We start from the raw sequence: 12,030 nt of genomic DNA, 5'->3' as shown, positions 1-12,030 counted from the left end.
TTTTCTTTATTTGAAAAAATATAATTAGAGATCATTTACTGGAAGCCATATAACTCCCCAATAATGCTTTCCCTGCTTGTTTATTATAAGTTTTACCCAGTCTGAATATATTAAATAGCCATAAACTCTGATTAACTTCTAATTTAAATTGATAATTTTTAATTGTATCATTATCAGAAACATCATAGCTGAAAGTATCTTTAGTACGATAAACCGAAGGCAACAATCCTAAAGTCAGCATACTTCCTGCCATTAAATTGCCACACTGAAACCTTTCATCCGGAACTAATTCATACAATTTTATTTTTGCGACATCCGTACTATCGTCTACAATCTCATAAATATCAGATTGTTTTAAAATAGTAAATTCACGTTCCAGTTCTTTATTGATGACAAAAGCTTTCTGCTTTTGAAAATCCGGTTTTATCCTTCTGTATTCTTTGTTATTAGCATTGTAAGAAGGAAAACAGCTAGACAATGAAATAGAAAAAAGAAAAAAATATATTATAACCTTAATTGTCATGAAAGCTATTTTTTAATCTGCTTTTTCACTTCTTTTGCTTCCGCTACGATTTCCGGGAAATCTTTATAGTTTTCGATAATCTGATCACAGGTATAACTTGCCTGGTAATTATCTTTTAAGCCTACATAGTTTTTCGCCATCAGCACAAGCGCTTTTGCGCCCCAATATTCTTCGGAAGAATAATTATTAGCCAGCCTGAAAATGGTTTCGTTGGAAGATTTGAAAGCTTTCGCTTTATTTTGATAAAATGCTTTTGCGTAAAGTGATTCTGCTGCAACTTCCGTGTTGGAAGACTTTTCCAGAGAAGCATAAGCTGCCTGCGCATCCTTGTCTTTTCCGGAATTCATGAGGCTTCTTGCTTTGATTACTTTAGCGGTTTCAATAACGGCTGCTGAGTTTTTATTATTGGCAATTACCGCATCCGCCAGTTTTTCGGCTCCAGAAAAATTCTTTTCTTCCGCATACAATTTCATCAGTTCTACATTTGCGTAGTTTTTAACATTCACGTTTGAAGAGTTCCTGATGTTTTCAAGGTATTTTCTGGCTTCTGCCGTATCGCCCTGTGCAATATAAATCTGTGCAAGGCGGGTCTGTGCATCATCCTGGTAATCATTCTGAACATTGGCAATTTCCTGTAAAACCAAGAGTGCTTTTGTTGTATTTTTTGTCTGGTAATAGCTTTCCCCAAGCTCATATTTAGCCTGATAAAGACCTTCTCCCGTAGGGTTCTGGGTCAAATATTTCTCATAATAAGAAATTGCATTCTTGTAGTCTTTTTTAGCAAAGTATTGTTTCGCTGTGGAAAGGTTGATTTCGTCGATTTCAGAGGCATCTACATTGACGCCAATATTTCTTGCAAAGCTTTCATATCCTGCCACATCTCCGTTTTTGGTGAAGATCGGTTTGGCAGCCTGCACAATTTTTTCAGCGTAAGCCGTATTTCTGTACTGCTCGCCGAGAGATCTTAATTCAGCTAAAGCTTTATCACTCTGGTTTAGATCGATATAATTCTGAGCTCTGTAGATTGAAGCATTGGCAACAAGGTCTTTGTCTGATGAATTTCTGATGACTTTAGCAAAGAAATCATTCGAGTTGGCAAAATCATCCTGAGCGGCATAAGCCGTACCGATTTCATATTGGGCATCATCATAATATTCAGAATCCGGATATTTGGATAACAGGTTTTTCAGATTGGAAATCTTTGCCTGCGTATCGCCTTTAAATCCTAATGCCATCGCCTTTTGATACAGCGTATAATCTGTGGCATCTTCATTTTTCTCATAAATGGCAATGGCTTCATTCAGATTATTGTTGGCGTAATTGATGTCTGCTAGACGAAGCTCCGCATCATTTTTGAATTCCGGCTTCGGATTTTTCAAATATTGGGTAAAATACTGTTCTGCCTGATCAAACTTTTTAGATTTAAAATAAGCATATCCCAAATCGTAAGGAAGCTGCTGCTTTTCAGGGAAATTTTCATTTAAGAGCTTTTCATAACGAACAATAGCAGAAGGATAATTTCCTTTCTGGTAATACACCTGTCCGAGCCAGTACAATGCTCTATTATTAAATTCTTTATTGATATTAAATCCTAAACTTCTGAGGAAATACTGTTCCGCTTCGTCATAATTTCCTTTGTTAAACTCTTCCGTTCCCAATAAATAAGAAACTTCCTGGTCGATTTTATCAATTTCAGGGGATGAATTCTGAAGCCTGTCGATAGCGTTAAGCGTTTCTTTGTAGTTTCCGGAATACAGATATGATTTCACCAAAAGCGATCTCATCTCTGAACCGTTGGTATCCGGGTTTTCCGTAATATAATTCTGAATTACCGTGGAAGCGCTTTCAAAAGGATTCCCGATATCATAACTTAATTTCGCATACTGTTCATGAGCCAGCTTTTTCACTTTCGGATCATAGTTCATCTGGTAGGAAGAACGGAAAGCAGAAAGCGCCTCTTGTTTTTTATCTACCGCGAGATACGCATTTCCAAGTTGATAATAAGCATTCTGAGCCAGCGCTGAATTGCTGTTTAACAATTGATTATAATACGAAACCGCTTCATCATATTTTTTAAGCTGTGCCGCCACAAATCCCATTTCGTAAAGGTCGTTTTCCGAAGGGTTCTGCTGAACGCTCAGATAATCCTTAAGGTGAGGATAAGCCGAAGTGTAATCCCCTTGCATGAAATAACTTTCACCGATGATTTTATGCACTTCCGCTTTATAAGATTCTGAAATATCTTCATTCAGCAAAGCGGTTCCTTCTGAAATTGCTTTATTATAATCCTTATCATTATAATACATTTGTACATAATAAGGACGGACAAGCTTAGAATATTTCGGCTGATCTTTTACCGAATCAAAATATTGGAAGGCTTTGTCATTTTGCCTGTCGGAGTAATACAAATGTCCGAGCATGTAAGCAATGTCCCCTTTCTGGGATTCGTCTGCCGTTTTGTAGGCTTCTTCAAGAGCATCGGTTGCTCCTTTGGAATCTCCCATCATGAACTTCGCATATCCTAATTTCAGGACATACTGTGTATTTTCTTCTTTGGAAAGCTGATATTGGTTTACTTTTTTAAGTGTTTCCAAAGCTTTCGGGAAATCTTTTTTAGCAAGGTAATAATCGGCCAGCGGTAAATTAGCCTGTGCAAAATACGCCGAGTTCGGATATTCTTTAATAAATGCCGTTAAACCTTCTTCCGCATGGTTTTTCTGAAGAATGACACCGATTACATTATCAAAAAACTGCGCCGCTTCCTGTCTTGACCTTGACAAATTCTGATTGTAGAAATATTGTCGGGCATATTCGTATTGAGAAGCGTTGTATATTTTGGTCTGATAAAGATTTTCAGCAAGGCCGAACCGGTAGTTTTCTTTTTGGGTAAAGTACTGAGACTGCTGTGCGTCGGAGATCCCGAAATAGAACACCGCAGCCGCTAAGAGTATTTTTTTTGATTTCATTAATTTTAAATTTTAAAATGTTTAAGACTGATAATCAGCTTTACTATATTTAAAATTCTGCGGAAAAATTATCCACAATCCATCAACGAAAATATTGAAAAGATATTGTATATACAAGTGTTTTAACACATTGTTAATAAGTGGATAAATTTTTAAGACTTCTTAACTTTTAGGGAAGAAAGCTTAAGAAAATCCAAATTATTTCAGATAAATAATTACATTTGCTTTTTTCAAATCAAATTTAGAATTGAATGAGTCAGCTTTTTAGAAGGAAAATCTATTCAGAGTCAGATACATCCACAAACCTGCACAGGGTTTTGGGTGTTTGGGATATTGTGTTCTTTGGTATTGCAGCGATTATTGGTGCAGGAAGTTTCAGCAGTTTGGGGGAAGCAGTTTTCAGAGGAGGTCCCGGAGTCATTTTACTGTATTTGATTTGTGGTTTTGCCTGCGGATTTACAGCACTTTGCTATGCTGAATTTGCCAGCAGAATTCCTACGGCAGGATCAGCTTATACTTATGCCTATGCAAGTTTTGGTGAACTTATTGCCTGGGTCATCGGCTGGGCATTGATCATGGAATATTCTTTCGGAAATATCTACGTTGCCTTTTCCTGGTCTGATTATTTCACCAGTTTTTTAGAAAGATTGGGAATGCATATTCCGGATTACCTTACCTGCAGTTATACGGAAGCCAAAAAAGCTTTCATGAACGGCTCAGAAAATAAAGAACTCATCAATGCCTGGAAAAACGCTCCTTTATTGGGAAGTTTAAAATTTATTGTTGACGTTCCCGCATTGGTCATTAACGGACTGATCACGTGGCTGTGTTATGTCGGCGTTAAAGAAAGCAAAAATTTCAACAACATCCTGGTTATCCTTAAACTGGCCGTTATTATTTTAGTGGTTCTGGTAGGTTTTGCCTATATCAATACGGATAACTGGACGCCGGTGAATCCTGAGACTCAGATATCTTCTTTTATGCCGAACGGTTTTGCAGGAGTGATGAGCGCAGTTTCGGGAGTATTCTTTGCCTACATCGGTTTTGATGCCTTGAGCGTGCTTTCCGAGGAAACAAAAGATCCGCAGCGAACATTACCAAAAGGAATGATTATTTCCCTGGTACTCTGTACTTTTATTTATATTGCATTAACCCTGGTTTTAACAGGCATGGTAGATTACCGTAAATTCGACGGTGTGGGAGATCCGCTTTCATTTATTTTTGAGAAATCCAACGCTAATGTCGCCTGGATGGAGCTTGTGGTATCATTCGTTGCTATTGTAGCCATCACAACCGTTCTATTGGTTTTCCAGATGGGACAGCCGAGAATATGGTACGCGATGAGCCGTGACGGATTGATGTCTCCGAAATTCCAGACGGTACATCCTAAATATAAAACCCCTTCTTATGCAACGGTAGTTACCGGAATTGTGGTAGGAATTCCTATTTTATTCACGGATAAAAGTTTCATTCTGGATTTTACGAGTATCGGAACTATTTTCGCATTTGTACTGGTTTGTGCAGGTGTTCTGATGCTTCCTGCAAAAGAGAAATTAAAAGGCAGGTTTCACCTTCCCTATATTAACGGTAAAATCATTTTCCCACTTATTTTTATCGGAAGCCTGCTGGGCTTCTATTTCTGGCAGCCGGAATTTTTCCACACATTGATGGATTGGAACGATCCGAAAGAAGGAGAATTCAGAGCCTCGATCTTTTTCTTTATTCTAATCAATCTGGTGTTGTGCATCTTTACTTTTGTCAAAAACTTCTCGCTGATTCCATTAGTCGGGTTAAGCTCCTGCTTATATCTGTTAACCGGAATGAGCCATGAAAATTGGTTTTGGTTCGGTTTATGGTTTGCAATAGGACTGATTATTTATTTCTGCTACGGATACAGAAACAGCAAACTCAGAAAGCTTGATAGATAACAAAATATGGGAGCCGGATTCTTTACAATCCGGCTCTTATTTTTTTTAATATTCATTGAATTTTGGCGAACTTATTGCTTTAGGCTTTGATAATACAAACTAGAAATACCATGTCTGAAAGAATAAAAACATTTAATGAATTTTACCAGTTTTACCTCACAGAGCACAGTAAAATGGGAACACGGATTTTCCATTTTTTAGGTATATTATTGGTATTTTTTGTAATAGGATACGTCATCAGTTCTGGAAAAGAAAGATTTTTGTGGTACGTTCCGATCTTCGGATACGGCTTTGCATGGTTCAGCCATGCCGTGATTGAAAAGAATAAGCCTGCAACATTCCGCTATCCGCTGTGGTCATTGATTTCAGATTTCAGACTTTTTTTTGAACTCCTGATCGGTAAACAGAAATTTACGGGAATTCCTGCTCCTAAAAAGACAGAAGAAATGTAAACTTTTAATGAATAAAAAATTTCGGGCGGGTTTGCAAAGCAAACCCGCCCGAAATTTTACCTAATCTTATTTGAATTTTTTCTTAAAATTAAATTTCAGCATATTCATCAGACCCGGTTCAATAATATCGATTCCCAACCCGAAATTGCTATCCGCCACCGTATGATGATCGGTTCTGAATTTTTCAAATTCATCTTTCGGAATTTCCAAATTAACAAGAGGACTGTATTCTATATATGCTGTTGCTCCGTGTTTACTCACTTTTTTTCGGCTTTTAAAATCAAAATATGGATTATTGATCATGCTTTCCTGAACCGTATATTTTTCTTCTGTATCGATCTTCTGATCCGTATACAGATTGATTTCATATTTCTCACTATCGAAATTATGCCAGAAAGGAAGATCTTTGTGCATATAATCCCGTGCGCTGGCTTTCACCAGATTTCGGTCGAAATACATCAGGAAACGGTTATTTTTAGGATCTACATAATAAGGATTCTCTATAATGGCCTGGTATTGAATTTTAAATTCGTTCTGTTTTTTATCATCACTTACAATATCAATGGTGGCATCTTTAAAAATGTTTCTGATATCCGTACCGTTCCTGTCACCTGAATAATTCAGGCTGTAAAAAAGGAAATTGTTCCAGCTGTCGATAACTTCTCGTCTGTTGGTATTTTTAAAGTACCTTCTCATTGCATTTGCCCGGTTACCTTTGTAAGTAGTGGTAAGCGTTAATTTTCCTATTGTATCCTGAACCTGGAAATCTATTTTTTCATCCACACAGAAATATGGATATCGGTACGGTTTTCTTTCCTGTAATTCCTGATCAGGTTTTACCTCTAAGTAATGCATGAAATAAATAAATCCACGGTTTTCAAGCGTTCCGAATTCATCCCGTGTCGTGGCATCTACGAAATAGTCTTCTCCTTTATAACTGATTTTCACAATAGCATGATTGAAAGTCAACAGAGAAGGAAGATAATACTTCATGTAAAAATCGGTATGGAAATTCACCAGAACAATAGAGGCTTCCACTCCGATATAATCAAGAATGACTTTTAAAAGTACAGACTTTGCTTTACAGTCGCCCTGTTTGTTTTCATAGGTAACAGCGGGTTCCTGCGGCTTATGGCCGTTCATTTCGTCGGCATTGAAAATATAATAGATATTATTCTGAACGTATTCAATGGCAAACTGGATCTTCTCATCCAGATCCGGTAGACTTTCCAGTTTTTCAATAAGGTTCGGTGCAAAATCCTTTAAAGAAGCCGTATTAAAGATTTCCTGGTAAATTGGAGCAATATAATCGGAAAGCTCTTTCCAGTTTTTATCCGTTGCAAAATCTATAAAAGGAAATATTTCACGGTTGGCGTCTACCGGATTGATATAATTGGTCTCTTCAAAAACAAATTGTTCACCCTTATCAAGATAATGAACTTCCGGTTCCAGCACATTGCCGCTTTCATCCCTGAAAAATGTTTTCTTAAAAGCAATTTTTTCATTGCGTTCATTAATGAATGTAAATTTGTAGCTGCCGTAAGCCCAGTAATTATCCGGACTTACCCATACATATTTTGAAAATTCTTTTCTCAGAAAATCGCGTTCGGTAAAAGGTTTCACTCTTGAATCTTCAAGAATAAGAATATCGTAGAGCCTGAGATCTTTAATGGTAATATTAATTTTCTTGTTGCTGCTCAGAATTCCGCCGCTGCTGTGATTCTCGCTGTCCAATACCTTAATTTTCGTATCCGGGATTTTATCGATTAAAACACCATCTCTTAAAACACTGATGCGATGAATATGGTAGACCTCATTTTCTTCAACAACAATATCTGAAACAGAAGCCCTTTCAAGATTGGCAGGTTCATTTAAAGTATATGCCATGCAAACATATTCGCTGTTTTGTGTGTTGCTGGTGTGGTACTTTTTATCCAAGAAATAACAAAAATCTTTTCCGTCATTGTTTTGCTGTCTGGCAAAATCGGAATCCTGTATTCTGTTTATCAGTTCCTGATCATCAATATTTCCCGCCCATTCTTCTGATTTTTGTATTCTGTAATTTTCAATTTCGATCTGATTATCCATATAATGTTTACTATTGTGTATTGGTGGTATAAAAAATAAAAGGTTAAATTAGCTATTTAAAATCTTAAAAACAATACCGGTAAATGTTAAGATAAATTAAAAATAAAGTATGAAATTGACTTTTCTGCCTTGAAAATTCAGCACAGTCTCATCAGGCAGATTTTAAAAATAAAAAAACCTCAGCAAAACTGAGGTTTATATGTTAGAGATCGGTATTCGTATTGTGGTTATGATCCTTTGGTGGTTTCGGATAATTTCCTTTGGTAACCTCTCCTACCGTATTGGCAGCAGTCATGGCTACGACAAGATCGTTCAGCATGTTGCTGGCTGCGGTTGGCGAATTGGGCAAGAGCACAAGGTTACTTCTGTTACTTGACCCTACCGAATGTAAGGTGTCATAATGCTGAGTAACCACTATTAATGCAGATGCTTCGTGAGAATTGATTTCCACATTATTCAGCATTCGTACCGATTCTTCAAGACCTTTGGCAATTTCCCTTCTCTGGTCTGCAATTCCCTGCCCCTGAAGTTTTTTGGATTCTGCCTCCGCTCTTGCTACGGCAACAATTCTGATTCTCTGGGCTTCAGATTCGTATTCTGCAGCGGTTTTTTCTCTTTCTGCCGCGTTGATCCTGTTCATAGCATGTTTTACCTGCTCATCAGGATCAATATCTGTCACCAACGCTTTAATAATATCGTAACCATAGCTTTGCATGGCTTCCTGCAGTTCTCCTTTCACGGCAATCGCAATATCATCCTTTTTTACAAAAACATCATCCAGCTTCAGCTTGGGAACTTCCGCTCTTACCACATCAAAAACATAAGACGTAATCTGGTTTTCCGGATTCTCAAGACGGTAATACGCATCTCCCACCTGTGTTCTGATCACCTGATACTGAACCGAAATTTTCATTTTAATAAAAACATTATCCAGTGTTTTGGTATCAATCATCACATCCAGCTGCTGGATTCTCAGATTCAGTCTTTTGGCAATCTGATCGATGATCGGTAATTTGAGATGAAGTCCGGAATGTCTTACAGCCTGGAACTTTCCAAACCGTTCGATAATTGCTGCTGTCTCCTGCTTAACCACAAAAAATGAAGCAAATAAAATAATTAACCCGATAAAAATAATAGGTACTAAAAAAAGACTCATAGTTTTAATTTTTTAATTTCAAATTGTATTTCTTATAAAGATAGGGTTTTTGTTTTAAAAAGAAAACCGAATACTTTAGATGCATTCGGTTTAATTTATATACTTGTTTAATTTTAAAAGATAAAATAGCTTTTTAGCAATACTGTTCAATTACATCGTCATTCCAATATCAATTCCTTTTATTTTACGGTAAAGATCCGTGGCAAAATTATCCGTCATTCCGGAGACAAAATCAATTACTCCCAAAACCTTTTGATAATCAGTTCCGTTTTGATAGACAAATTGTTGCGGGAGAAGCTTTAATGCTTTTTTGTCATAAGATTTCCTTTCGTATTCCTGCTTCAAAATCGATGGAATAAAATGGTCCAAAAGTTCATACATTACATTATATCCGGCATTTTCAATTTCTACCACTGCTTTATGATTGTATATTTTTTCTATAGAAAAACTTTCAATATCCTGTAATGTTTTATTTTCGGTTTTATAAAGATCCAGGAGTGCTGTATCTAGATTTCCTTTCAGAATTGTATCAAAGTTTTGTTTATACATTTCGAGCGATTGGTTGATCAGCGCGTTAATAACTTTCGCACGAAGGTATGAAATCTGTTCATTTTCATTAGAAATAGAGTTCAGCTTGCTTTCTATACGCTTTACATCGTCCGTTTCTGATTTTACCAGCTCGAAAAACAGGTTTTTGCAATCGGCAGTGGAAACAATTCCGAGGCGGTGCGCATCTTCCATATCAATAATGTTATAGCAGATATCATCAGCGGCCTCCACCAGCCACACAAATGGGTGTCTTTTGAAAATACAAGGCTCTTCACTTTCTGAGATCAGGTTGGTTTCTTTAGCAATTTCAAGAAAAATATCTTTCTCATTTTGAAAAAAACCAAATTTTTTACGATGAATAAATCCTTTCTTTTTGGCAATAGCTTCACAAGGATACTTAGCGATGCTTGCCAGCGTTGAAAAGGTAAGCTGAATTCCTCCGGCATCTTTTCCCTGCTGCTGCTGTGCCAAAACTCTGATAGCATTCGCATTTCCCTCGAAATTCATCAGATCGGCCCATTCTTTTTCGCTGAATTTTGGCTTAAGATCAGTTTCATTTCTTTCGAAATAGCTTGCAATAGCATCTTCCCCGGAATGTCCAAACGCCGGATTTCCCACATCATGGCAAAGACACGCCGCAGCAATGACATTTCCTAAATTATGGAGATAGAAATTTTTGGCATCTTCCGTAAGATCATTCTTGTACTGATCGTTAATAAACTCCCCCATTACGCTTCCCAGACTTCTTCCCACAGAAGAAACTTCCAGTGAATGAGTAAGACGGTTGTGCACAAAAACACTTCCCGGCAAAGGAAAAACCTGAGTCTTATTCTGAAGCCTTCTGAATGCCGATGAAAATATAATTCGGTCAAAGTCTCTCTGGAAATCCGTTCTTGAAGCTTTTGTGTTCGGATTGTTGCCTGTACGCTGATTCGTGAAAATCTGGTTTAAGTTCATCATGTGCCAAAATTAGTTCAAATTTATTTTTTTTCGATACATCATCATCATTTTTTATCAGCTGCTTATGTACGGTGTTTAATAGAGCCATATTATCGCTCGGTGTAAAAAACGCAGACCCACAACGCACAGACAAAAACATAGATAATTATTCAAACATTTTTTATATTGAAAAACGAGATATTAAAAAATAAAAATTAAATTTGTGACTTGACATCTTTAGACAACAATGAACAGAATTAAAGAAGTACTTGAAGAAAAAGGAATAAAGCAAACTTGGTTAGCCGAACAGCTTGGCAAAAGCTACAATATGGTAAACGGTTATGTGCAAAATCGACAACAACCAAGACTTGAAGTACTTTATGAAATAGCAAACATTCTAAATATTGATGTAAAAGAACTTTTAAAAACTAACGAAGAAGTATACAAGTGCAAGTAGTTATCGACATATTAGAAAATGAGTTAATTGAGAAGTATCCTGACGTTCTTGGCATACTACTGCGAGACCAAACCACTCAAAAAAATATTTTTTGGGCGACAGACAATTACGAACACTTTGGAGATTCATACAGATTCAATTGTGAAATATTTCCAGAATTAATCACAGGAGAAAAAGGCAATGTAATAATGCCAAGAGTTCACAAAGACAAAATTTTGCAATTATCTCGTTCCAAAGAAATGGCAGAAGTTTTTACGCCTTCTTGGATATGTAACGCACAAAATAATTTGGTTGACAATTCTTGGTTTGGCAAAGATGGTGTTTTCAATAAAGAAATCTTATTGAAGAACGGAACTAAATCTTGGAAAACAACTAAAGAAAAAATCGTATTTCCAGTAAGTAAAACTTGGCTTGATTATGTTCGTGATACACGACTAGAAATTTCTTGCGGAGAAGCACCGTATCTTGTTAGCAGATACGACACGACAACAGGAGAGATTATTCAAATTGAAAACAGAATTGGAATTTTAGACAGAAAGTTAAGAGTTGTTAATGAGAATTTGGACTCAATTAATGAATGGTTTGAAGCGGTTGAAACCGCATATAAAAGCACTTACGGCTTTGAATGGCAAGGAGATAGTTTGCTCTTGGCTCGTGAAGCATTGCTGATAACATTCATTGAAAACTTTAATCAAAAATTTGAAACTGAACCACCACTTAATTACATACAAAATATTGCAGAAATTATTTCTTGGAATATTTGGCAAATGGACGGTCTAAAAGGTGTGATTCCGAACAGTTGTAAAGATAAAACAATAGAAATTCCAGATTTTTTTGAAACTAGAACAGAAATAAGGAAATGCAAAGGTTGTGAAACTCAAAATATAAAATCACACAATGGCATTTATTGCAACATTATGGATTGGGATATAGAAAAACCGATAAAATTTATATCCCTTTTAGAAAAGTAAA

The 12,030-nt window shown here is 36.5% G+C and carries 9 protein-coding genes; 4 read left to right on the top strand and 5 right to left on the bottom strand.

Annotated elements, in window-relative coordinates; genetic code table 11:
- Positions 1-31: 31 nt before the first annotated feature.
- Complete coding sequence (locus BUA76_RS15630) at positions 32-523, bottom strand: hypothetical protein (RefSeq protein ID WP_072885728.1); 492 nt, start codon at positions 521-523, stop codon at positions 32-34.
- 5 nt (positions 524-528) lie between these two features.
- A complete protein-coding gene (locus tag BUA76_RS15625; protein WP_072885727.1) occupies positions 529-3,489 on the bottom strand; it encodes a tetratricopeptide repeat protein in 2,961 nt (986 codons plus the stop codon).
- Between the two features lie 251 nt (positions 3,490-3,740).
- Here BUA76_RS15625 and BUA76_RS15620 point away from each other — a divergent pair, with 251 nt between their 5' ends.
- Together BUA76_RS15620 and BUA76_RS15615 are read left to right on the top strand one after the other, a co-directional pair.
- The gene (locus BUA76_RS15620) at positions 3,741-5,417 is read left to right on the top strand and encodes an APC family permease (RefSeq protein WP_072885726.1); all 1,677 of its coding nucleotides are present in this window, start codon (positions 3,741-3,743) and stop codon (positions 5,415-5,417) included.
- A 110-nt stretch (positions 5,418-5,527) separates the two neighbouring features.
- Positions 5,528-5,869 carry an Mpo1-like protein gene (locus BUA76_RS15615; RefSeq protein WP_072885725.1) on the top strand — a complete coding sequence of 114 codons (342 nt, stop codon included), beginning with the start codon at positions 5,528-5,530 and terminating at the stop codon, positions 5,867-5,869.
- 66 nt (positions 5,870-5,935) lie between these two features.
- On the opposite strand, the gene BUA76_RS15610 is transcribed toward BUA76_RS15615, so the two are convergent.
- The 3 genes from BUA76_RS15610 to BUA76_RS15600 form a co-directional block, all read right to left on the bottom strand.
- Positions 5,936-7,957, bottom strand: coding sequence for a DUF3857 domain-containing protein (locus BUA76_RS15610; RefSeq protein ID WP_072885724.1), 2,022 nt, complete (start codon positions 7,955-7,957; stop codon positions 5,936-5,938).
- A gap of 202 nt (positions 7,958-8,159) precedes the next feature.
- A complete protein-coding gene (locus tag BUA76_RS15605; RefSeq protein WP_072885723.1) occupies positions 8,160-9,113 on the bottom strand; it encodes an SPFH domain-containing protein in 954 nt (317 codons plus the stop codon).
- Positions 9,114-9,263: 150 nt separating this feature from the next.
- Complete coding sequence (locus BUA76_RS15600) at positions 9,264-10,619, bottom strand: deoxyguanosinetriphosphate triphosphohydrolase (RefSeq protein WP_072885722.1); 1,356 nt, start codon at positions 10,617-10,619, stop codon at positions 9,264-9,266.
- Positions 10,620-10,848: 229 nt separating this feature from the next.
- On the opposite strand from BUA76_RS15600, the gene BUA76_RS15595 reads away from it, so the two are divergent.
- Together BUA76_RS15595 and BUA76_RS15590 are read left to right on the top strand one after the other, a co-directional pair.
- The gene (locus BUA76_RS15595) at positions 10,849-11,058 is read left to right on the top strand and encodes a helix-turn-helix domain-containing protein (RefSeq protein WP_072885721.1); all 210 of its coding nucleotides are present in this window, start codon (positions 10,849-10,851) and stop codon (positions 11,056-11,058) included.
- A complete protein-coding gene (locus BUA76_RS15590) occupies positions 11,049-12,029 on the top strand; it encodes a restriction endonuclease subunit M (RefSeq protein WP_072885720.1) in 981 nt (326 codons plus the stop codon). Before BUA76_RS15595 ends, BUA76_RS15590 begins: the two co-directional genes overlap by 10 nt.
- The last annotated feature ends 1 nt before the right edge of the window (position 12,030 follow it).

The sequence above is a fragment of the Chryseobacterium takakiae genome (genome assembly GCF_900129385.1).
In the GTDB taxonomy this organism is placed as follows: domain Bacteria; phylum Bacteroidota; class Bacteroidia; order Flavobacteriales; family Weeksellaceae; genus Chryseobacterium; species Chryseobacterium takakiae.
Note: the sequence above shows the minus strand (reverse complement) of the source record. Positions and strands in the feature narration are given on the sequence as shown.

Excerpts from the sequence above, each read along its gene's own strand:
- BUA76_RS15620 (WP_072885726.1), top strand. The coding sequence starts at position 3,741 with ATGAGTCAGCTTTTTAGAAGGAAAATCTATTCAGAGTCAGATACATCC.
- BUA76_RS15600 (WP_072885722.1), bottom strand. The coding sequence starts at position 10,619 with ATGAACTTAAACCAGATTTTCACGAATCAGCGTACAGGCAACAATCCG.
- BUA76_RS15610 (WP_072885724.1), bottom strand. The coding sequence starts at position 7,957 with ATGGATAATCAGATCGAAATTGAAAATTACAGAATACAAAAATCAGAA.
- BUA76_RS15605 (WP_072885723.1), bottom strand. The coding sequence starts at position 9,113 with ATGAGTCTTTTTTTAGTACCTATTATTTTTATCGGGTTAATTATTTTA.
- BUA76_RS15595 (WP_072885721.1), top strand. The coding sequence starts at position 10,849 with ATGAACAGAATTAAAGAAGTACTTGAAGAAAAAGGAATAAAGCAAACT.
- BUA76_RS15630 (WP_072885728.1), bottom strand. The coding sequence starts at position 523 with ATGACAATTAAGGTTATAATATATTTTTTTCTTTTTTCTATTTCATTG.
- BUA76_RS15615 (WP_072885725.1), top strand. The coding sequence starts at position 5,528 with ATGTCTGAAAGAATAAAAACATTTAATGAATTTTACCAGTTTTACCTC.
- BUA76_RS15625 (WP_072885727.1), bottom strand. The coding sequence starts at position 3,489 with ATGAAATCAAAAAAAATACTCTTAGCGGCTGCGGTGTTCTATTTCGGG.